The sequence below is a fragment of the Leifsonia aquatica H1aii genome (assembly GCF_000633535.1).
Taxonomy (GTDB): Bacteria; Actinomycetota; Actinomycetes; order Actinomycetales; family Microbacteriaceae; genus Leifsonia; species Leifsonia aquatica_A.
Genome location: NZ_AYMR01000001.1, coordinates 214,206 through 236,864, shown reverse-complemented (window position 1 = coordinate 236,864; position 22,659 = coordinate 214,206). Strand labels below are relative to the sequence as shown.

The 22,659-nt window shown below is 64.8% G+C and carries 17 protein-coding genes; 10 read left to right on the top strand and 7 right to left on the bottom strand.

All coding sequences use genetic code 11. The features are described from left to right. Window positions 1-12: 12 nt before the first annotated feature. Together rfbA and U870_RS22985 are read left to right on the top strand one after the other, a co-directional pair. Complete coding sequence (gene rfbA / locus U870_RS0101030) at window positions 13-870, top strand: glucose-1-phosphate thymidylyltransferase RfbA (RefSeq protein WP_029947038.1); 858 nt, start codon at window positions 13-15, stop codon at window positions 868-870. Between the two features lie 90 nt (window positions 871-960). Continuing rightward, window positions 961-1,815, top strand: coding sequence for a class I SAM-dependent methyltransferase (locus U870_RS22985; protein WP_025155560.1), 855 nt, complete (start codon window positions 961-963; stop codon window positions 1,813-1,815). A gap of 2 nt (window positions 1,816-1,817) precedes the next feature. Here the strand turns inward: U870_RS22985 and U870_RS0101020 are convergent, their stop codons facing one another. From U870_RS0101020 to U870_RS0101005, 4 genes are all read right to left on the bottom strand, one after another. Then, window positions 1,818-2,939, bottom strand: a complete 1,122-nt coding sequence (locus U870_RS0101020; RefSeq protein WP_240183600.1) for a glycosyltransferase family 2 protein — start codon at window positions 2,937-2,939, stop codon at window positions 1,818-1,820. A gap of 80 nt (window positions 2,940-3,019) precedes the next feature. Continuing rightward, a complete protein-coding gene (locus U870_RS0101015) occupies window positions 3,020-3,868 on the bottom strand; it encodes a glycosyltransferase family 2 protein (RefSeq protein WP_025155558.1) in 849 nt (282 codons plus the stop codon). After that, complete coding sequence (locus tag U870_RS0101010; RefSeq protein ID WP_043709125.1) at window positions 3,865-5,115, bottom strand: ABC transporter ATP-binding protein; 1,251 nt, start codon at window positions 5,113-5,115, stop codon at window positions 3,865-3,867. Before U870_RS0101010 ends, U870_RS0101015 begins: the two co-directional genes overlap by 4 nt. Before the next feature lie 29 nt (window positions 5,116-5,144). Beyond that, the gene (locus tag U870_RS0101005) at window positions 5,145-6,074 is read right to left on the bottom strand and encodes an ABC transporter permease (RefSeq protein WP_025155556.1); all 930 of its coding nucleotides are present in this window, start codon (window positions 6,072-6,074) and stop codon (window positions 5,145-5,147) included. 524 nt (window positions 6,075-6,598) lie between these two features. Here U870_RS0101005 and U870_RS24200 point away from each other — a divergent pair. Together U870_RS24200 and U870_RS22980 are read left to right on the top strand one after the other, a co-directional pair. Next, window positions 6,599-7,513 (top strand): hypothetical protein, encoded by a 915-nt coding sequence (locus U870_RS24200; protein WP_162819068.1) that lies wholly within the window; start codon window positions 6,599-6,601, stop codon window positions 7,511-7,513. Beyond that, complete coding sequence (locus U870_RS22980; RefSeq protein WP_025155554.1) at window positions 7,420-8,070, top strand: glycosyltransferase family 4 protein; 651 nt, start codon at window positions 7,420-7,422, stop codon at window positions 8,068-8,070. Before U870_RS24200 ends, U870_RS22980 begins: the two co-directional genes overlap by 94 nt. A 1-nt stretch (window position 8,071) precedes the next feature. Here U870_RS22980 and U870_RS23930 read toward each other — a convergent pair whose 3' ends face one another. Next, a complete protein-coding gene (locus U870_RS23930) occupies window positions 8,072-9,442 on the bottom strand; it encodes a glycosyltransferase (protein WP_115644381.1) in 1,371 nt (456 codons plus the stop codon). A gap of 111 nt (window positions 9,443-9,553) precedes the next feature. Here U870_RS23930 and U870_RS0100985 point away from each other — a divergent pair, with 111 nt between their 5' ends. The 3 genes from U870_RS0100985 to U870_RS22975 all read left to right on the top strand — a co-directional run bounded on the left by U870_RS0100985 (window position 9,554) and on the right by U870_RS22975 (window position 16,563). Further along, window positions 9,554-11,314, top strand: a complete 1,761-nt coding sequence (locus U870_RS0100985; RefSeq protein WP_162819067.1) for a glycosyltransferase — start codon at window positions 9,554-9,556, stop codon at window positions 11,312-11,314. A gap of 80 nt (window positions 11,315-11,394) precedes the next feature. Then, entirely contained in the window at window positions 11,395-13,869 is a 2,475-nt protein-coding gene (locus U870_RS0100980; protein WP_025155551.1) for a glycosyltransferase, read from the top strand. 144 nt (window positions 13,870-14,013) lie between these two features. Further along, window positions 14,014-16,563: a hypothetical protein gene (locus tag U870_RS22975; RefSeq protein ID WP_025155550.1), complete on the top strand. Its 2,550-nt coding sequence runs from the start codon at window positions 14,014-14,016 to the stop codon at window positions 16,561-16,563. Window positions 16,564-16,582: 19 nt separating this feature from the next. Here U870_RS22975 and U870_RS0100970 read toward each other — a convergent pair whose 3' ends face one another. Together U870_RS0100970 and U870_RS0100965 are read right to left on the bottom strand one after the other, a co-directional pair. Continuing rightward, window positions 16,583-18,001 (bottom strand): hypothetical protein, encoded by a 1,419-nt coding sequence (locus U870_RS0100970; RefSeq protein WP_162819066.1) that lies wholly within the window; start codon window positions 17,999-18,001, stop codon window positions 16,583-16,585. Between the two features lie 25 nt (window positions 18,002-18,026). Beyond that, window positions 18,027-19,454: a hypothetical protein gene (locus U870_RS0100965; RefSeq protein WP_025155548.1), complete on the bottom strand. Its 1,428-nt coding sequence runs from the start codon at window positions 19,452-19,454 to the stop codon at window positions 18,027-18,029. 158 nt (window positions 19,455-19,612) lie between these two features. Between U870_RS0100965 and U870_RS0100960 the strand changes: the two genes are divergently transcribed. The 3 genes from U870_RS0100960 to U870_RS0100950 are packed head-to-tail and all read left to right on the top strand — an operon-like array spanning window position 19,613 to window position 22,651. After that, the gene (locus tag U870_RS0100960; protein ID WP_025155547.1) at window positions 19,613-20,818 is read left to right on the top strand and encodes a nucleotide sugar dehydrogenase; all 1,206 of its coding nucleotides are present in this window, start codon (window positions 19,613-19,615) and stop codon (window positions 20,816-20,818) included. Beyond that, window positions 20,815-21,570: a glycosyltransferase gene (locus U870_RS0100955; RefSeq protein ID WP_025155546.1), complete on the top strand. Its 756-nt coding sequence runs from the start codon at window positions 20,815-20,817 to the stop codon at window positions 21,568-21,570. The genes U870_RS0100960 and U870_RS0100955 overlap by 4 nt, the downstream gene beginning before the upstream one ends. A 55-nt stretch (window positions 21,571-21,625) precedes the next feature. After that, window positions 21,626-22,651: an NAD-dependent epimerase/dehydratase family protein gene (locus U870_RS0100950; protein ID WP_025155545.1), complete on the top strand. Its 1,026-nt coding sequence runs from the start codon at window positions 21,626-21,628 to the stop codon at window positions 22,649-22,651. Window positions 22,652-22,659 lie beyond the last annotated feature (8 nt).

The window sequence follows — 22,659 nt, the reverse complement described above, 5'->3', positions numbered from 1 at the left end:
GAACGACAAGACATGCGCGGAATCATCCTCGCCGGCGGCTCCGGCACGCGGCTGTGGCCCATCACCAAGGGCATCTCGAAGCAGCTCATGCCGATCTACGACAAGCCGATGATCTACTATCCGCTGTCCACGCTGATGATGGCGGGGATCAACGAGATCCTGATCATCACGACGCCGGAGTACAACGACCAGTTCCGCGCCCTGCTCGGCGACGGCTCCCAACTGGGAATCCGTCTCGAGTACGCCGTGCAGCCGTCGCCGGACGGCCTCGCGCAGGCCTTCATCATCGGCGAGGAGTTCATCGGCGACGAATCGGTGGCCCTGGTGCTCGGAGACAACATCTTCCACGGCACGGGACTGGGATCCGCTCTACGGACGCACAGCGACATCGACGGTGCGCTCATCTTCGCATACGAGGTGAGCGATCCGACGGCCTATGGCGTCGTCGAGTTCGACGACGATTTCAAGGCGCTCTCGATCGAAGAAAAGCCGCAGGAGCCGAAAAGCAACTTCGCCGTGCCTGGCCTGTACTTCTATGACAACGACGTCGTCGAGATCGCGAAGACGATCACTCCGAGCGCCCGAGGAGAGCTGGAGATCAGCACGGTCAACGAGCGCTACCTCGAGGCGGGGACACTTCAGGTGCAGGTCCTCGATCGTGGCACCGCCTGGCTCGATACGGGCACGTTCGAATCGATGATGCAGGCGTCGGAGTACGTGCGCGTCATCGAAGACCGGCAGGGTTTCAAGATCGGGTGCATCGAGGAGATCGCCTGGCGCGCGGGTTGGATCGATGACGCTCATCTCGCCGAGCTCGCGCGTCCGCTGGTGAAGAGCGGGTACGGCCGGTACCTCACCGGACTCCTCTGAGCGGATCTGCACGATCAGGGCACTTTCCGATAGCGTGAGCGAATGCGCTGGCCAGTCGTAGGTCTCCGAGTTCGTGTCCTCTCCGTCGCGGTGGCCGCCATCGCGGTCGTCTGCGGGGTGGCGGTCGCTGTCATAGCCCACGACATCGGGTGGGCGCTGGGCGGCCTGGTCGTCGTCGTGCTGGTCGTCACCGTCGTCGCTGCGCGGTCCGCACACAATCAGGTCAACGCACTCGCCGAGCGAGCGACATCGGCGGGCGCGCAACCCCAGGTCCTCCGCTATGAGCCGGGAGAGCCGCTCGATCTGCTTCGGCGGGATGTTCAACGCGACGTGTCGGCGCTGCTTGTCCTGAATCGCATCGCGCCGCCGACCGGAGCTGTGCCGGCACCCGGTGGATGGGCGGCGACCCCCGACACCCTTCTACTGCTCGTCGATCGAGTATTGGCCGCCGAGACGGCGCCGCTCGTCGTCGAGTGCGGGAGCGGAACCTCCACGGTGTGGATCGCGCTGGCTCTTCGTTCACGCGGTGCAGGACGGCTCGTCTCACTGGAGAACGACCCCGACTATGCAGCCGCTACACGTGCTGCCCTCTCCCGCCTCGGCCTGTCCGATTGGGTGGACGTGCGATACGCACCTCTCACGAGCGTGCCCGTCGGAGATGCGGACGCGCTCTGGTACTCCCCGGAGGCCGTCACCGACCTCTCCGGGATCACTCTCCTGTTCGTCGACGGGCCGCCTGCGCACTTCGGCCCGCAGATGCGTTTCCCGGCTGTCCCTCTTCTCGCGGCCAGACTTGCTGCCGGAGCCCTCGTCGTCTTGGACGACATCGACCGCCCAGACGAGCAGGCGGTGGCCACGGCGTGGACTGAGCGCTCGTGGGGCGGGGCTTCGTTCCGCCGCGCAGGCGGGTCAGATCGGGCGGTGCTCCTCGAGACCGTCCGGTGAACTCAGCGCCGCTTGATTCCGCGAGTGAGGGCATCGGTCGCGCGGACGATGCGCCGCGCTGAGATCTCGTCGAGACTCTGTTGAGTGGTGGCGAGACGCGCCTCTAGCTCGTCACGTGCCTCCTCTGCCTGACGAAGGAGCGATCGCAGGTCTTCGATCTGGCCTCGTCCATCCTCGACCGCACGCACGGCGACGGCGTACCGCTCATGCTCCACCGCGACGTCGGTTCGCAGAGCATCCTCGATCGCGGCGATGATGGGACCGGCGTATCGCGCCTCGGCCTCGACCCGTTGATCCAAGAGCACATCATCCACCCCGGGAACGATCGCCTTGAGTCGGGTGTCTTCGACGAAGGTGCCGTTTGCGAGACCGGTTGCGAGATCGTCCGCACTCGGGTGCCGGAGCACGTAGTACGGAAGCAGCGCTCCGAACGTCCAGCGCCAGTACTCGCGCATCCCATGGTGATTCGGACTCGGGGCGAGGTCGGGGTTGGATTCGTATGCGCGGCCGGACTTGACCACCTTGCCTTCGAACTGCTCCCAGGATCGCCACGGGAGATGCAAGACCTCCAGCTCTAGTCCCACGGGGAGTTCGCCCGTCGGCAGACTGACGAAGTGGTTGCCCTGTGCGACCTCGATGTCGGGATCGCCCACATGGACGGCGTCGGGCGTGGAATGCGCGCGCAGGCCTATCCGCTGCAGTTGCTCGACGGGTCGGTTGTCCCGGAATCGGAGGCGTTCGAATCCTGTGCCACGGAGGGCGGGTGCGCCGGTCATGTCGATCACCGGCACGGTGAACGCGCGGAGGGATGCGGGAACCTCTGCGAGGACGTCCTTGACCGTAGCGCCTCCTGCGACAGGCATCCAGAACTCATCCGCATCGGCGTTGATCACCCAGTCGGCGGCGTAACGGTCGTGAGCGTCCCGGGCCATGCGCGTGACGACACTGTGCTGCTGCTTGTGGTGCACGGGGTCGTGGCGCAGGTCGATCCGGTCTCCGAAAGACTCGAGGATCTCGGTCGTCCCGTCGGTGGAGCCGTTGTCTGTGACGATGAGGATGTCTGCTCCCTGGGCGAGGGAGTGCTCGATCATCGGTCTGATGATGTCCGCCTCGTCGCGGACCATCAGAGTCATGGCTAGTCTCACGTGTGAGTTTTCTGTTCGGGGGTGAGCAGGGTTGATCCCATCGTACGCGGGGCGGCCTCCTAGCGCGGATGCCGAAGGGGGCCGCGCGCACGCAGCCGAAGCCCGGCGCGAAGGGCAGCACGAAGGGGCAGGAAGAACGGGCCGGAATACACCTCGGCCAGATAGCGGTAGGCGCTCTCGTGGTGCGCCTGTTCCATGGGACCCGCAGCGGATGAGGTCGAGTGGCCGCCGTGGTGGGTGGCGTTCGCCTGCGGTACATACACATTCTGGTAGCCGGCCAGGCCGATGCGACGGCCGAGGTCGACATCCTCGAAATACATGAAATAACGTTCGTCGAACCCGTCCAGCTCTGCATAGACATCTCCGCGAACGAACAAGCACGCGCCCGAAAGCCAGCCGACCGGAGTCGGCCGTCCTGCTCCGAGTGTCGTGCGGTAGGCGCGCGTCCACGGATTGGTCGGCCAGCTCCGCGAGAAGAGTGCATGCCCCACACCGGTTCTCAGCGATGGGAGAGGGCGCCCTGAGGGGTACAACGACCCGTCCAGATTGTGTATGGCCGGTCCGAGGGCTCCGCTTCGCGGGTTGGCTTCCGCTGTCTCGAGCAGCGCGTCGACGGCACCGGTCGCGAGAGTGAGGTCCGGATTCGTCAGCAGAAGGAAATCGGACGTGTGCCCCTCGTGCACACCGCGATTCATCGCCGACCCGTATCCGATGTTGTCTGTGAGCGCGATGAACCGGGCTCCTCGGCTCTCTGCGATCGACCGCGACGCTTCCGCATCGTCCGACGCGTTGTCCACGACCGTCGTCTCGAGCGACGAAGACGAGGCTCCCTTCAACGAGTCGAGGAATTCCCCGAGCACGTCAGAGGAGTTGTACGTCACCGTGACGACGCGGATGCTCGCAGTCATCGTGTTGCGAGTGGGCCTTGCTCGGAACCGAGATCGCTGAATTCCGGCTCCAGATAGGACGTCCCCGTGGCCTTCGGATAATACGCCACGTTGAATGCGACAGCTTGTGGGTGGTCGGCGAGATGGCGATTCGACCGGTCGAGCAGCGATACGTTGATGAAGTACTTCCCCGTGCCGAGCTGCACGTTGTTGAGGCGGAATTCCACCGTCCGGCGGCCCTCGAACGGTTCGAGGTCGTGGCCGATCAGATCGCTGCGGGTACCGTAGACCACTTGTCCGTGCGCGTTGTCCATCTGGATGGCGGCCACCCATTCCGGGCTGAGGCTCGGGTACTCGAAGGTCGTCCGGATGATGAGGTCGTCGCCGTGCTCCACCCGGTCTCCCTCCGCACGACCGGCGGCGTGGATGGTCGTCTCGAGGATGCGCGGCACCACCAGGTCCTGCTCGGGGTCGGCATGCTTGGCGAGGTCGTCGATTCGGCGTTCTTCGAGGATGTCTCGGAAACGGGCCACGGCCTCGTGCGATTCGCCGTTGTAGACGACCTCGCCTCGGTTCAGCAAGATGGCTTTGTCGCAGAGCTCCATGACTTGAGCCAGAGAATGGGTGACCAGGATGATCGTCCTGCCTTCCTGCTGGAAGGTGCGGATCTTGTCGAGGCATTTGCGCTGGAATGCTTCGTCGCCGACGGCGAGCACCTCGTCGACCAGGAGGATGTCCGGGTCGGTGTGCACCGCGACCGCGAACGCGAGCCGGACGTACATTCCCGAGGAGTAGAACTTCACCTGGGTGTCGATGAAGTCGCCGATTCCGGAGAACTCAGCGATATCGTCGAAGCGTTCCTCCGTCTCCTTGCGGCTCAGTCCGAGGATCGCCGCATTGAGGAAAACGTTCTCCCGGCCTGTCAGGTCGGGGTGGAACCCCGCGCCGAGCTCGAGAAGTGCAGCGATCCGTCCGCGGCGGGAGACGGATCCGCTGGTCGGGTCGATGATGCCGCCGATCACCTTGAGCAACGTGCTCTTGCCGGAGCCGTTGTGACCGATGAGACCGATCGTCGTGCCCGCTTTGATCGTCGCGGTCACACCTCGCAGAGCCCAGAAGTCTTCACGGTGCTTGCGACCGGCCCGCCCGAACGTGACCAGGCGTTCCTTCAGCGAGTTGTCCTTTCGGATGACGAATCGCTTGGTGACATCGTCCAGGACGATGACGTCGGGCCGCGCATCGGGCGGGCTCGTGAGTTGAGGGAACATCGATTCCTCGTCCGCATTGATTCGGTTCGTCATAGTGCCTGGGCGAAATTTCCTTGAAGTCGGGTGAAGACCCGGTGGAAGAGGGCGATGAGCACGAGTCCCACGACGCCGGCGATTCCGAGCCTGAGCATCAGCTCACCCGGGTACTCGGCCGTGCCCTGACCGCCGATCCACAACGACCGCTGGAAGCCGAGAACAGCCAACGTCAGCGGATTGTTCGTATAGATCTCGAGGAGGATCGGAGAGTGGATCACGCTCTTGACCATCGTCCATGAGTAGACGATGGGCGACGCCCACATCAGTACCATCAGCGCGACATCGACGAGGTACTGGATGTCGCGCATGTACACATTGAGAGCGGCGAGCAGCAGCCCGAACGCCACCGCGTACACCAGGAGGACGAGGAATGAGGGGATCAGATAGATGAGGCCCGGTCCGAGAGGGAACTTGCCGAGGACGATCGTCGCGGCGACCAGGATTCCGAACTGGATCGCGAAGTTGAACAGCGCGGACCCGACGCTCGCCAGGGGGAAGATCTCTCGCGGCAGATAGATCTTCTTGATCAGACCCGAGTTGCCGACGATCGACCCCGTCGACCCGTTGACGATCTCGCTGAACAGTGTGTAGGCGGTCAGGCCGGAGAAGATGTAAATCGCGAAGTCCGGAATACCGCGCGCCGCCCCGAGGAACTGCCCCATGACCACGTAGTAGATCAGCAACTGCGTGAGCGGCCGGACCAGCGACCACAGGAAGCCGAGGGCGCTGTCCTTGTAGCGAGCCTTCAGGTCGCGCCGGATCAGCAGGTCGAGCATCTGCCTCTGCGACCAGATCTCGCGCAATGAGCCCCACGAGGAACTGAACGAAGGGCCGGAGGACCCGACGGTCTGCAGGGGAGCCGTTCTGAGCGCGGCGTATCGCGCCTCGCGTGCCTCGCGGTCTGTGGGTGTAGGAGTAGTCATGAGCGCTCGACAGTTTACCCTGGTCATTCCTGGCTATCGTCTGCGGAACGTCTGACAGGACGGTTGTTAGACTCCCTGACATCATGGGCATCACCAGTCGACTTCGCCGATTCGCAAAAAAGGGCGCGAGACGCGCGCTCCTCACAGTGGGGATCGAGCCATCGTCGATCCGACGTGTCTCCGAGGCGGAGTCGATCCCCGTGGTCGAGCCGGCTCATCGCTACGCGAACGGACTCACAACCGAATTGGCGCTCTCGACCGCGCACCGGTGGGCTCACATGAACAAGGCGGCCTCCGCTGCCGTCGTCGTCGTCATCGGGAGCGCCGCGGGGCTCGCCGAGTGGATGCGTGGCGTGCGACACACGATCCCCGCCCACTTCCTCGTCTCGTCTGCGGCCTCGGCCGAGTTGGAATCCATCGACCCGGTCCACTTCACGGTCTGCGGCTTCCTCGACGGCGACGAAGTCCGGCTGCGTCCGATCCTGCGACACGCGCAGCAGTACTGGCGTCGGTGCGACGTCGTCTTGATCGACGCCGCCCAATCGCTTCCCAGCGTCGACGACATCGTGCGGCTCCAGCACGCCGCCCACGAGTACGATCGCGACGCGGATCTCGGGATCGTCGCGCCCGCGTACCGCTCATCGCAGTCCGTCATCCCGGGCTTCTGGTTCGATCGGGTCGCTGAGCGATTCGTCGCGCCCGAGCCGGAGAAGGATCACGGGCAGGCGCAGATCCCACGCTTCGTCTTCACCGCTCTGCCGCACGGAATACTCCTGACACGAGACACCGTGGATCGTGTCATCTGGCCGAGCGACGACGCGGACAAGGCTCGCAGTCTCGCCGACGATGTCCACGGGTTCATCGCCCGCGCCTGGCTCCAAGGCATCTCTACGCTCGCTTACACACCGGTCGTCGTCGACGTGGAGGACGTCACGCCGCCCCCGCTCACGGAGCTCCACCGTGCATGGCTCCTCGACCGCGTCGTCACGGGAACGGACGGTAGGCGGCGCGTTATCTTCGTGCTCAACGCGACGACCATCTCCGGCGGTATCAAGGTCGTCTTCGAGGAGGCGGAAGGGCTGGCCCAACGAGGATTCGATGTCCAGATCTGGTCGCTGCAGGGGCAGCCGGACTGGACCGAGTTGGCCATCCCGGTCACCACTTTCCGCAGCTACTTCGACATGGTGAGAGCGCTTCGCAGTGAGGACGCGATCAAGATCGCGACCTGGTGGGAGACACAGCAGGTGGTGTGGCTCGGGAGCGCCGTCCGAGGTGTCCCGGTGAGCTACATCATGGAGTTCGAATCGTGGTTCTACCCGACTCAGCCTCTCTCTCTCGAGCGGCGGTGGCGGCGAGCTATCGGCCGGAGTTCCACAACGTCACCATCGCTAGCTACCAGCAGGCGGAGCTCGCCGAGATCGGTGTCTCGGCCGAGCTGATCCCTGTGGGTTTCGATCCACGCCATTTTCGGACGCTGAAGCGGATCGAGCGACGAGACAACACTGTGCTCGCGCTCGGACGCACTTTCTTCCAGAAGAACTTCGCGTTCACCGAGAAGGCGTGGCGGTCACTCGGGGACGAGCGTCCGAATCTCATGCTGTTCGGCTTCGAACCCGACATGCTCGTCGATGAACGGGTCGAGTACACCGTACGTCCGTCACATGCCGAGGCGAACGAGCTCTACAACACGGCGGCGGTCTTCGTGCAGACGTCGCTCCACGAAGGGTTCGGTCTCCCGGTGATCGAGGCAATGGCGGCAGGATGCCCAGTGATCACGACCGACTCGCACGGCAACCGCGACTTCTGCTTCGACGGCGAGAATTGCATCGTCGTCGAGCAGGACGACATCCCCGCGCTTGCGGAAGCGTTCCGTCGCGTTCTCGGCGACCCCGAACTGCGCGACAGGCTGAGCCGCGCCGGCGTCGAGACGGCAAAGCGCTACCGCTGGCCAGTCATCCTCGATGAACTCGCGTCGCACTACCGCAGCATCGGCTGATTCACCCGAGGATCCGGCGTCGTACGCGGCCGGCGAACCGCCACGCACGCGTGCTGCGAATTCCGCGACCGGGTAGGTGCTCCGCGGGGTGCGCGACGTCAGCGTCGACCCGCTCGAGAGCGGGGAGCGGGCGCTCCATCAGATCTCCCAGCAGAATCGTGCGCAGAGGCGCGGTCGTGCGGCTCCAACGCCAGTCTTCCCGGATCGTCCGGATGCGCTCGACTGTCGCCGACCGGAGTTCGTCGTCCGTGGCATAGGCGCGGATGGCGTCCTTCGTGGCCTCTACATCTCCGATGTGTGTGACGGTGCCCAGCGATTCGTGGGCGATGTAGTCGGCGAACCAGTCGCCTGCTGAAACCACGCTGGGCAGCCCCGCCCAGAAATGGTCGAGGATCCGCGTGCGGAAGGCGTAGTGCGTTTCCAGCGAGTCCCGGTGTGCGGAGATCGCGATGTCCGCATCGAGTAGATAGTCGGCCCATTCATCGGCAGGCACCCACTCGTCGAGGAAGATCACCGATCGTCCGAGCGCTCCGAGCTGTGCAGCGACGGCCATTGCCCTCTCGACCGACGGTGGCCGTCCGATCACACTGTTGGGATGGACGGTGCCGTAGAACACCAGTTTGTAGCGCGGGTCCTGTTCGGCCAGTTCGGCGATGGCGCGGATCGGAGTCTCTGCGTCGAACCAATCCCAGATCCCGCCCGCCCACAGGACGACGAAGTCATCGTCGGCGATGCCATGCGACCCGCGCAGACCGTGCGAACGCTGGACCGGATCCGCTTCCTCCGTCCCGAACGGCACCAGGCCGATGATGTCGTCGAGCGCGCGACTCCCGAAAGTGCTCGGCATCAGGCCGCCGCTGGCCATGATGTACCCCATCCAGTAGTCGCGCTGCCGCTCGTTGGAGGCGACGAAGTACGTCCCCGCCTGCGAGACGAAGCGGAAGTACTTCAACAGCTCCGTGAACTCACGGTCCTTCGACGGCAGGTCACGGAAGCCGCTGATGACCTCCGACCCGACCGTCTCGACCGGGAGCGCGTTGTAGAGATCGAAGATCAGCCGTACATTTCGTCGGACAGCGGCGCGGGCGACGTTCGTATCGAACAGCTGGGCGAAGACGGCGTCATGCGCGGCGACGAGGAGCTCGAGTTCCTGTCGATTACGGTACGGCGCGACGGCCACGCCCGGAAGGTCGAGTTCGAGGTGGCTGCTTCCCTCGACTCCTACGGCCAAGGTCACCGGCATGTGTGGAGCGAGTGCTCGCGCGATGGCCACATAGCGGAGGCCGGGTCCGGCCATCCGGCGCCCGACGACGTCGGGTGCGACCACGAGCAGTCGGGGGGCGTCAGCGGGTGTAGGGGTGGTCGGTACCATGGAGAGTCTTACTTCCTGTCTCTAGCGCCCGAGGAACGAATGCTTCGCACAAAGGTGACGGCCGCAGCGCGGTCGATCGTACGCACGCTGCCCACCGGAGCGAAGGAGCGTATGCGCGAAACGTTCTCGAGCAGGTTGTTCCAGCGTAATACGGGAGGCCTCGGCGTTTCCGAACAGGCTCTGGACTGGGTCCGTCTCAACCGGAGACCGGTCAGCATCGTGATCCCGAGCTACAACGATGTGCCGCTCCTCACGGAGTGCTTGGCCTCCATCGAGCGAACGTGCGGAGACTTCGATTACGAGGTCATCGTCGTCGACGACTACTGCCAGCCGGCGAACAGCGAGCGGTTGCGCGCTCTGGAAGGCGGCCCCGTCCGTGTGGTTTTCAAACACGAGCGGCAGGGCTTCGCGGTATCGGTCAACGTCGGCATGGCCCAGGCGCAGCACGACATCGTTCTTCTCAACAGCGATATCGTGGCGCAGGCCGGGTGGCTCGACGCCCTCCAGCATGCCGCGTACGCCATCGACTCCCGGATCGGCCTGGTCAGTCCGAAACTGGTGTACCCGGACGGCCGGATCCAGTACGGCGGTACCTATTACGCCCGTATTCTGGCGCCGCAGTGGTTCGGGCATCTGTACGTCGGCAGCCCGGCGACGAGGCCGATCGCCAATGTCGCCTCGTACAACCGCTCGATCTCGGGTGCCTGCGTGTACGTGACCCAGGAGGCGTACGGACGGCTGGGAGGTCTCGACGAGACCTACTGGTTGGGATTCGAGGACGTGGACTATGGGCTTCAAGCGTGGAACGCAGGCATCCGATGCTTCTATGAGCCTCAGTCACTGCTGATCCACCACGAATCGGCCAGTCGTGGGTATAGCCAGGGAAAGCGCGAGCTCGCTTCGATGCGTCACTTCTGGGCGCGCTGGGAGGGCCTGTTCCTTCGCCGATCGGTGCCGGAGGGGTTCGACGTCGACTTCGTGGTCAGTGCGAAGGCAGACGCCGTCTGGCGTCGGTATGTCGGCGAGATCGCAGATGCGCTGGCCGAACGTGGTACGTCCACGAAGGTCCACGTCGTGGACGGCCCGGCCGCAGACGAGGCACTCGTCGACGAGCTCGAGCCCCGGACGAGCATCGTCGTCTGCGCAGACTGGGGCTCGGAGGAGACGGTGTGGCTCGCCACGCTGCAGCGCGGCAAGCCTGTCTACCTCCTCCCCACGGTGGAGAGCGGGCTCTTTCCGGAGGATCCCGAGCTGCAGAGTCGGATCGTCGCGCACTACCGGCCCGAGTTCGCTTATATCGCGGCTAACCGCTGGGGCGCGGATCAGCTGCGTGCCGAGGCGGCATGGGAGACCGACGCTCGTGTCGTGCCGGCTCTGGCTCCGAGGGCGGCGGCCGAGGCGACCACGCCCGAACACGCGGTCGCTCAGCTTCTGAGCGTCGGATTCTCCGAGCGGGATCGTGCGCGTCTCGAACGGATCGCCCACGAGTTGGAAGCCAGCATCCGTCACGTCGACACCGCCCTCGACGTGGGGGCGATCGAGCGGATCGCCGAACAGCGTCCCACTGCCGTGATCTCGAACGAGGAGTACGCGAACAGCGCGGCACCGTTGGCGCTGATGGGGCTCGGTGCGGCATATGTCGGCCGACCCAACCCCCGGACGGCGTGGGAAGTACTCGACGGTTACAACGCGCTTGTCGTCGACACGGCTTCGGATGAGGCGGTCGCACGAGCCCTCCGCGACATCGTGGAGGACCCACGCGTGCGCGAAGAACTCGCCTCGAACGGTTGGGCATCGGGCGAGCACCATCATCGTCAGGCGGCCGCGGATCTCGCCGACGCTCTCTCGTCGATCGCCCGTCGCGCGGTCTGAGTCCGCACCGACCTGGCGTTGCTAGACTTCCGGCGACGCGTGGACGGCCGCGTGTACGAAGATTGAGGTATCCCATCCGCATGAGCACATCGAAGCCCGGCCTGGTCTCCGTCATCCTCGTCAACTTCCGGGGGGCCGATGACACGTTGACGTGTGTGCGCGAGCTCCTCCAGGCCGAGTGGCCGCGCGATCTGCTCGAGATCGTGGTGGTCGACAACGCCTCAGGCGATGACAGCGTCGCTCGGCTGCGCACGGTGGACGATCCGCGGGTGCGTGTGGTGGAGTCCCCTCGAAACAGCGGCTTCGCCGGTGGATGCAACCTCGGCGTCGCCGAAGCGCATGGCGAGTTCGTGGCATTCCTCAATAACGACGCGCGGCCCGACGGCCGATGGATCGCGGAGGCGATCGCGACCTTCGAGTCGCGCCCCGATGTCGGAGCGGTGGCGAGCAAAGTCCTCGATTGGGAAGGCGAGCGGGTCGACTTCGTCGACGCCGCGGTCACGTGGTACGGAATGGGGTACAAGCCGCACACGGGTGAAGTCGACCGGGACGAATGGAGCGTGGAGCGCGACGTCCTCTTCGGCACAGGGGCGGCGATGTTCGTCCGACGGGATGTGTTCGAGCGGCTCGGCGGCTTCGACGAGAGCTATTTCATGTTCTACGAAGACGTCGACTTCGGCTGGCGACTCAATCTGGCCGGCTATCGATTCCGTTTCCAGCCCCGGTCACTCGCTTTTCACAAGCACCATGCCTCGATGAAATCCTTCGGCGCGTATCGTGAGGAATACCTCCTCGAGCGCAATGCCCTCGCGACGCTGTACAAGAACCTCGACGACGATTCTCTGGCACGAGTGCTTCCTGGAGCGATCCTACTGGCCGTGCGGCGAGCGGTCGCGCGCGGCGAGCTGGACTCGGCGGCCCTCGATCTGCGCGTCGTCGGGGACGACAGCGAGGTCGCGATGCCGGTGGCGAAGAGCGCCATCGCCGGGCTCTTCGCCATCGACCGCTTCGTGGAGGGCCTCGAGGACCTGGACATCAAGCGCGCCGCTGTCCAGTCCTCGCGTCGACGCTCTGATTCTGACCTCCTCGGACTGTTCGGCGAGCTGGACGAACCGGCGTACCCGATGGCGGAGTACCAAAGCGGGTACGAGACCATCGTGAAGGCCCTGCGCGTGCTTCCGGCCGGCCGCAGAAACCGCGTGATCGTCATCACCGGCGATCCCCTCGGCGAGAAGATGGCCGGGCCGGCGATCCGTGCATGGAATATCGCGAAAGCGCTCTCGGTCGCGAGTGACGTGCGTTTGCTGAGTCTCGGCCGCGTCGCAATCGACGGTGACGGATTCGCAGTCGCCTCCGTCTCCTATCACCGGCCCTCGTCGATGAATGCGCATGAAGAGTGGGCGGACGTGATCGTCTTGCAAGGACACGCTCTGGCGTTGTTCCCGTCGCTCCAATCGACAGCCAAGGTCGTCGTCGTCGATCTTTACGATCCGATGCATCTCGAGCAGCTCGAACAGGGACGCAATCAGAGCCTCGAACGTTGGAACGAGCAGGTCCTCGAGACGACGGATCTGCTCAACCATCAGATCGGTCTCGGCGACTTCTTCCTCGCCGCGAGCGAACGCCAGCGCAGCTTCTGGCTCGGCCAGCTCGCAGGCTCGGGCAGGATCAACGCGTACACCTACTCGCGCGACGAGGACCTGCGCAGCCTCATCGACGTCGTTCCGTTCGGAATGGAGGAGCACGACCCGCACCTCACGCGGCACGCTATCCGCGGGAGCGTCCCCGGGATCAACGAGACCGACAAAGTGGTGGTGTGGGGCGGGGGGATCTACGACTGGTTCGACCCGCAGACACTGGTGCGCGCGATCGCATCGGTGGCGGAGCGCCACGATGACGTCCGGCTCTTCTTTCTCGGGGTGCGCCATCCCAACCCAGACGTTCCGGAGATGACGGCGGTCGCTCGAACGCGGCAGTTGTCCGCCGAACTCGGCCTGACCGGTAAACACGTGTTCTTCAATGAAGAATGGGTGGACTACGCCGATCGGCAGAACTATCTGCTGGACGCCGATCTCGGTGTCTCGACGCATTTCCAGCACGTCGAGACGACGTTCTCCTTCCGCACCCGCATACTCGACTATCTCTGGGCCGGCTTGCCGATCGTGACAACCGACGGCGACTCGTTCGGAGAGCTCGTGGCGGCGCGCGGGTTGGGAGCAGCAGTGAGCGAACGCGACGTCGACGCGCTCGCCGACGCGATCGAGCGATACCTCTACGACGCGGTGGCCGTATCGGCCGCGCGAGCCGCCGTCGCCGTCGTCCGCGAGGAATTCCGGTGGAGTCGGACTCTCGAGCCCCTGGTGCGCTTCGTGTCTGCTCCTCGAAAGGCTGCGGATAGGGAGCCCGTCAGCCGCGAAGCGGTCGGACAGCAGCACGCTCGACGTACACGTGCCACCGGTTGGCGGCGTGACCTCCAGCGTGTCCGCTACTACCTGGCAAACGGCGGCCCCTCCGTGGTTGCGGAGAAGGTGAGAGCGCGCCTGGCACGGCGGTGACATCCGAACGGGGGGCGATGGATACCGCGACACGAGCGGCAGGGGCTTCGCTCGGCTGGACGGTGGACGTACTCTGGATGAAAACCCCCACCTTTCGCCCAGACTCCCGACCGGGCTAGACGAGAATTCGAGGGCCACCTCATCATGACCCGCTCCAGACTGCTCTCCGGTGTCCTTGCGACGCTGTTGCTCGTCGTGGGGGTGTTCGCGTTCGGGGCCGTAGCGCCGCAGCAGAAGGCCCAGGCGCTCGACGGCTCACAATTCAACCCGGCGATGATCATCTCCGATGGGCTGTTCTATGACGGCAACGCGATGTCGCAGAACGACATCCAGTCGTTCCTCGCCTCCCGCGTGTCGTGCGCGAACAGCAACTGCCTCGCCGTCGCGCAGTTCCCTTCGAACAGCCGGGGCGCCGATGCGATGTGCAGCGCCTACTCCGGGGGTGGCAACGAGTCTGCTGCCGCCATCATCTACAAGGTGCAGGTGGCCTGCAACATCAGCGCCAAGGTGATTCTCGTGACTCTCCAGAAGGAGCAGGGGCTCATCACGGACCCGGCTCCATCGACGGGAAAGATCAACATATCGATGGGATATGCCTGCCCTGACACGGCGGCGTGTGATTCGCAGTACTACGGCTTCTTCAACCAGGTCTACAGTGCAGCGCACCAGTTCCAGCGCTACGGCAACCCGCCAGGGACCTCCAACTTCTTCACGTGGTTTCCCGTGGGTGCCCCGTCGGCCGTCCAGTACAACCCGACTCCGCCGCCGACCTGCGCTGCGCCGACCATCACCATCCAGAACAAGGCAACCGCTGCCCTGTACTACTACACGCCGTATCAGCCCAATGCTGCGGCGCTCGCCAACCTCTACGGAACCGGAGATGGGTGCTCGAGCTACGGCAACCGCAACTTCTGGGTGTACTACAACCAATGGTTCGGTAGCACGGGAAGCGACCCGACATACGGAAGTCTCGACGAGGCGTCGGTCGCGTACAACGCCAGCAACGCCACTCTCAACTTCCGTGGCTGGGCGTTCGATCCGGCAGCGCCCAAGAGCACGATCTACGTGAACGTCCACATCTGGGGACCGAACAACTTCTATTCGGTCCAGAACTGGGCGGCCTCCCAGGCGCGCTCCGACATCGGGACCGTTTTCCCGCAGGCAGGACCCAACCACGGGTACACGGGATCGGTGAACATCACACAAGCCGGCACGTATCGGGCGTGCTCGTATGCGATGCGTTCGGCCGGCCCGGTCCTTCTCGACTGCAAGAACATCGACGTCGTGCAGACTCCGCCGAAAGGCAGCGCGGACGATATCACGCTACAGATCGATGGCAACAAGGCCTCCGTGTTCGTGCGCGGATGGGTGATCGATGGCATCACCCCGACCTCGACGCGTCGGGCCGATACCTGGGTGACGTTGCCGAACGGGAAGCAGGCCGCCTATTCCGCTACCGCCGATCAGCCTCGACCGGATTTGACGGCGTTCTATCCCGCTGCCGGACCGAACCACGGATTCCAAACCAGCATTCCGCTCACTCAGGTCGGGACCTATCAGGTCTGCGTCTATGCGATAGGCACCCCGTATCTCGGCGACAACAACACTCTCCTGCGCTGCGCCACGATTCAGTTCGGCCCCGCCCAGGCGATCGGGAGCCTGGACACGGCCACGGTCCAGCTCTCCGGGTCCTCGGGCTCGGTCGCCGTCACCGGATGGGCGTTCGACTCCGCTGCTCCATCGCAGACGACGGCTATCGATGTGTGGATGACGGCACCCAATGGCTTCAAGTCGGCGACGCACCTCGTTGCGAATCAGCCCAGGCCGGACGTCGGAGCGGTCTACCCCGCCGCCGGCGCGGCTCACGGGGTCACGGGCTCGATACCGTTGAACAGCGGCTACGGAACGTACCAACTGTGTGCGTATTCGATCGGGTCCACACTGTTCCCCTCGTCCGCAACGCTTCTGAGCTGTCGGAGCATCGCCTTCGGTCCGAGCGCACCCATCGGTTCGTTCGACTCGGCGGGTATCGTCTATGACGGAACGAACGCCTCGATCGCGGTCGGGGGTTGGGCATTCGACGCCGGTCTCCCGACGACCACGACGGCCATCGATGTGTGGGTGACGGCACCGAACGGTGCCAGGTCGGCCACGCATCTGGTCGCGAACGCGGCTCGCTCCGACATCGGGCGGGTGTTCCCTGCGGCCGGGCCCAACCACGGGGCGAGCGGAAACATCCCGATCACGCAGATCGGCACTTATCAGGTTTGCGCCTACTCGATCGGGAATCCATTCTTCGGAAGCACTGCGTCGTTGCTGGGCTGCAAGAGCATTTCCAACGGCCCGTCCCGTCCGATGGGGTCGCTCGACAGCGCGGTGCTCCAGACCGTCAACGGCCAGACGTCCATCTCCGTCTCCGGGTGGGCGTTCGACGCGGCGATCCCGTCTGCAACGACGGCGATCGATGTCTGGGTGACGCTGCCCAACGGTTCGCAGTCCGCGACCCACTTGGTCGCCGATCAAAGCCGTCCTGACGTCGGGCGTGTGTATCCCTCTGCCGGCTCTCAGCACGGGGCGAGTGGGAGCATCCCGATCACACAGGCCGGCACGTACAGGGCCTGTGCCTACTCGATCGGTGCAACGCCGTTTCCTGGCGCCGCCACTCTTCTGGGGTGCCGTACGGTGACGAAGTAGTCGGCAGCTGCTCGTCCGCTCAGCGTGAGCGGTCGAGCAGCTCCTGACAGGTGACAGACACGGCGAACTTGGGAATCGGCAGACCGCCGAGCAACACGACCTGGCCGGCGGGTGTGCCTGGTGAGTGGCATGCTGCCATGGCCGTCGCGATCGATGCGCGCCACGGCGCTCCCGATTCGTCGGTGGCGAGCCGCGAGGACATCGACCAGTTGGGCAGCACCAGGAGGATCGTCGCGACGAGGACTGCGCATGAGACGAGCCTTCCGGCTATGACCGAGTCGACGCGGTCACGGAACGTCTGGACGGCGGCGGCGAGCGAGATCGCCGCGAGCGCCAGAGGGACGACGGAGTAGCGGGCTGCGCCCCACATCAGCCACAGCGCCGGGTCGTACTGGTCTTTCCAGCGGACGACCACAGCGATGAGGAAGAACGCCGTCCCTGCCACGAATGCGATGGTTGCGAGACCGCCGAGCTGGCGTCCCCAGAGCACGCTCACCAGAACGACGAGGATCGCGAGCACCCCTGCCACGACGAGCGCTCCGAGGTGGGCGAACTGGTAAAGACCGATAGAGCCGGCTTCCCCGGCGAATTGGGCCAGGTACACACGCCACAGCAGGGCACGGAGAAGGCCGCCGAACGAGACGGGGTCGGTCTTGATACCGAGGCTGGCGCCCGACACGATAGCAACCGCCTGCAGCACTGCTCCTGCGAGGAACGCGATCGGGGCGACGAATCTGCGCGGTCCGGTTCGCGTATCGAATGCCTGGAGCACGACGAGCGGGGTGAATACAAGCGCAAGGGGGTCGCTCGCGATCGTCAAGAAGACCACCGTCGCGGTGACAGCAGTCCAACCGGCAGATGCCCAACGCGTGACGAGGACTGCGAACATCGCGCACAGCAGGTACCAATGGGAGTTCGCAATGCTTCCGTTCGTCTCCACGTCTCCGATGGGCATCGCCACCACGGCGGCCCAGACGGACAAACGAACGATGCGAGACGGGAGGCGTTCTCGCAAAGCGACGAACACGAGGGTCGCGGACGCGGCCGTGATGGCGCATGCCGCGATCGAGACGGCAGCCGGGAGTACGCTCAACGGCACGACCGCGGCAAGGACGCCGACGACAATCCGCGGAACGGCGTGCAGATAGCCGTTGAACGGCGTCAGAAGGGCGGAGCCGACATCGCTACGGAGCGCATCGGTCACGAAGACGTTGCCGTCCTCGGCCCAAAGTGCGTTGAGGCCCCCTGGCGGTATCCGGAACACGCAGACAGCGGTGCCCACGATGAAGAGGGCTAGCGCCCACCACCACGTCGACCCCATGCTCGTTCTGCCGATGGGCCCGAGGCACCATGCGATGAATGCGCGCACCGGGCCGACCGGAGCCTCGACACGCGGAGCCGTATCGGCTTCAGTGACGGAACGAACAGCGGGGGACACAGCGACTCCTCTCGAGAGCAGGGGTTCAGTGGACTCGCGAGAGAAGCTCGTGGCACGTGATCCGAACGGAGAATCCTGCACTCGGCACTCCGCCGATCGTGACGGACGTCGCGCTCGTATCGGGAGCGTCGCAGCGGTCGACCGCGCGATCGAGGGAGACCCGCCAGGGCCCGGCCTGGGGGGAGGGGATCCGTGCTTCCATCGACCAGCTCGGCAACACGAGGGCGACGACGCCGAGGACGACGAGGGAGCTGACGACGACACCGGTGATCCTCGTTCGATCCATCAGGGTCTGGAGCGCGGCGCCTAGGGAAATAGCCATAAGCGTGAGCGGCACGACGGAGTAGCGCGCCGCGTCCCAGCGAAGCCAGATGGCCGGGTCGTACGCCGGGCTCCAGCGAATGCTCACGGCGGCGAGGAAGAATGCTGTCGCGGCGCCGAACGAGATGACCGAGAGTCCGCCGAGCTGTCTCCCCCACACGATCGCGGCGACGACGACCAGGACCGCAAGGATCGCACCAACGATCAGTGCGACGGTCCCGAAGGACTCGAAGGCCCAGATCGAGCCGGGTTCCCCCGCGTACTGGGTCACGTACACCCGCCAGAAGAGTGCGCGGGTCAGCCCGACGAGCGATGGCGACTCCGCCTTGATCCCGAGGCTCGCACCGGATGCGATCACCGTGACCTGGATCACCGCGCCGAGAAGATACGCGGCCGGGATGATGAACCGGCGAAGTCCGGTTCGCCTGTCGATGATCTGGAGCAGGACGAGCGGGACGAAGACGAGCGCAAGGGGGTCGCTGGTCACCGCGAAGAAGGCGACGATAGCCGCGAGGACGCTCCATCCGGCGGAGGTCCATCGGGTGGCCAGCAGGGCGAACAGCGCGCCGAGCAGATACCAGTGGGCGTTCGCGATGTTCCCGTTTGTCTCCACGGATCCGATCGGCATCGCCACGACGGCGAGCCAGATGCTGATGCGGACGAGCGTCGACGGGATCCGGTTACGGAGGGCGACGAAGATCAGCGTCGCGCACGCGGCCGTGATCGCACATGCCGCCGCCGTGATCGCGACCGGCAGGATGCTCAGCGGGACGGTCGGTGTCAGAACACCGGCGATCACTCGAGGAACGAAGTGAAGGTATCCGTTGTACGGGGTCAACAGTGCACCGACGAAATCGCCCTTGGCGGCATCGGTCACGAACACGCTCGCGTCCTCCGCCCAGAGAACGTTCCGCGCGGCGACCGGGATACGGGCGAAGCAGATCGAGGCGCCGATCAGAAAGAGGCCTATGGTCCACCACCACGTGCGACCCATCCGCGAGGTTCCGACCGGGCCGAGGCACCACTCCACGAACTGGCCCAGCCACCGAGCCAGGGATCGCGTGCGGTCGTCGGTGCCCTCTGACGCGACGGAGGCGGGATCGGACGGCGGAAGGTCGGTGGCTTCTCTCACGGGTATCCCGGTCTCTGCAATGATCGACGACGGCGTTCAGCGTCCGAGGCCGAGACGGCAGAGGCTTCAGCTGCCGCCCACGTCATCTTATAGACTCGTCTTCGGTCCGGCCCGGGACCGCCGCGGCAACCGCGCACATCCCAAGATTTGGAAGTCCATTGGCACAGAGCTTCGAGAAAGACGTCGTCGTCATCGGTGGAGGGGGGCATGTCGGGCTGCCGCTCGCGATCGCACTCGCAGACCGTGGCTCGCGCGTCGTCGTGTTCGACATCGACGAGAAGACCGTCGCGACCGTCAACGGCGGAACGCTGCCGTTCACCGAGCCGGGCGCCGAGCCCGTGCTCAAGCGTGTTCTCGCCGATGGCCGTCTGACGGCCACGACCGATCCGGCTTCGGTCGCGACCGCGGAGAATGTGGTCGTCGTGATCGGCACCCCCGTCGACGAGCACCTCAACCCCGACCCGAACGCGATTCCGAAGGCCTTGGAGTCCACCAGCGGATTCTTCCGTGATGGCCAGATCCTCATCCTCCGGTCCACCGTCTATCCTGGTGTCACCGCGCTGGTCGAACGGACCGTCGCGGGACTTGCCATCGACATGGATGTCGCCTTCTGCCCCGAGCGCATCGCTGAGCACAAAGCGATGGAGGAGCTCTTCTCTCTGCCGCAGATCGTGTCGTCGCGGACCCTTCGCGGCCGCGAGCGCGCGAGCCGGCTGTTCTCGACCCTCACGGACGAGATCGTCGATCTCGAGCCGGAGGAGGCGGAACTCGCCAAGCTCTTCACCAACACCTGGCGTTACATCAAGTTCGCCGCGGCGAACCAGTTCTACATGATGGCGAACGATCGCGGCCTCGACTTCGAACGGATCCGCGCCGCACTCAGTCACAACTACCCGCGCGCGAAGGACATCCCCGGCGCGGGGTTCGCCGCAGGACCGTGCCTCTTCAAAGACACCATGCAGCTTGCGGCGTTCAGCGACAACAAGTTCGCGCTCGGTCACTCAGCGATGCTGGTGAACGAAGGTCTCCCTCTCTATGTCGTCACACAGCTGGAGAAACGCTTCGACCTTGAGAACCTGACTGTCGGAATCCTCGGCATGTCGTTCAAGGGCGGGTCGGACGACATCCGCTCCAGCCTTTCGTACAAGCTGCGGCGAGTGCTCAAGTTCAAGGCGAAAGCCGTGATCTGCACCGACCCCTATGTTTCCGAAGAGACCGACGACACGCTGCTGCCGCTGGAGAGCGTCCTCGAGAAGGCGGACATCCTGATCGTCGCCACGCCTCACCCGGAGTACCGCACCATCGTCACGGAGAAGCCGGTCGCCGACGTCTGGAACCTCCTGGGGAATGGGGTGACGGTGTGACATCGACGCCACGCGCTTCGATCGTCATCCCCGCCTACAACGAAGGCGAGTCCATCGTCCCCGGTCTGGAACGCATCTTCGAGACCGTCACAATGGACGCCGAGATTCTGGTGGTCGTCGACAGCGGTGACGATACGACCATCGCGCCGGTCGAGCGTCTCGCCCAGGGGCACCCCCGACTTCGTATCGAATTGAACACCTACGGTCGGGGCCCTGCCCAGGCCATCCGATTCGGCATCGATCAGGCGGCCGCGCCGACGACCGTGGTGACGATGGCGGACGGCTGCGACGACCCGCGTCAGATCGACGACCTGGTTCGGCTGGTCGAACGTGGGGTAGTGGTGGCGGCGGCGTCGCGTTACATGGCCGGGGGACAGCAGGTCGGAGGGCCGCGTCTCAAGTCCTTCTTGTCGCGGTCGGCGGGCAAATCCTTGCACGCGATGACGAGCGTCGGGACACGCGATGCAACCAACTCGTTCAAGGCGTACAAGACGGACTTCGTCCGCGACGTCGGGATCGACAGCCGTGACGGTTTCGAGATCGGTCTCGAGCTCACGGCGAAGGCCAGGCGCCTGCGTCTGCCGGTCGCCGAGATTCCGACGATCTGGCTCGATCGCACGTTCGGAGAATCGAACTTCCAACTCAAGAAGTGGATCCCGAAGTATCTTCGCTGGTATCGCTTCGCGTACGGTCCACAGCTCACCCTGGATGAACTCAAGGCCAAGTCGCTGGAGATCGCGTCCAGCGGATAGACTTGCGCGATTTCACACACGTCACGCATCGGAACCACAGAGGATAGGAAAAGCGTTGAGCAAAGTATTGGTCACAGGTTCGTCGGGCTTCATCGGCGGGTACATCGTCGAGGAGCTCCTCCGCCAGGGACACGAAGTCGTCGGCGTGGATAACTACTCCAAGTACGGTCCGGTCACGAAGTCCTACGATGACGACCCCAACTACACTTTGGTGGTCGGTGATGTCCAGGACACCGCGCTGATGACCGAGCTGCTGTCGGATGTGGACCACTTCATCGCCGGCGCTGCGCTCATCGGCGGCATCTCCTACTTCCACACCTATGCCTATGATCTGCTCGCACAGAACGAGCGGATCATCGCCTCGTCCGTGGACGCGGCGATCGAGGCGCACAAGAAGGGTCGCCTCAAGAAGGTGACCTACATGTCCTCTTCCATGGTGTTCGAATCCACCGACCGCTGGCCGAGCAAGGAAGGCGACGAGCGCGAAGTCGCGCCGCCGCTGTCGTCGTACGGGTTCCAGAAGCTCGCCGTCGAGTACTTCGCCCGCGCCGCGTGGGATCAGTACCGTCTGCCGTTTACGATCCTCCGCCCCTTCAACTGCGTCGGGATCGGAGAGTCCCGGGCGCGCGGGGATGTCGAGATCGATTCGGGCAATGTGAAGCTGGCCATGAGCCACGTCGTTCCGGACCTCGTCCAGAAGGTGCTCAAGGGCCAGGATCCTCTGCACATCCTGGGGGAGGGCAACCAGGTTCGCCACTACACCTACGGCGGCGACCTCGCCCGCGGGATCGTGCTGAGCCTCGACCACCCTGAGGCACTGAACAACGACTTCAACATCTCGACGGCCGATGGTCACACGGTTGTCGAACTCGCGGAGATCATCTGGCGCAAGATCAAGGGGCCGGACGTCCCCCTGCGGCTGGTCAACGACCCCGGCTTCGAGCACGACGTGCAGCGTCGCGTGCCTGACGTGAACAAGGCGAAGGAGGTCCTCGGATTCGAGGCGACCACCAAGCTCGAGGACATGCTCGACGAGGTCATCCCGTGGATCGAGAACGCCGTCGCCGAGGGCACCATCTGACGACGTCG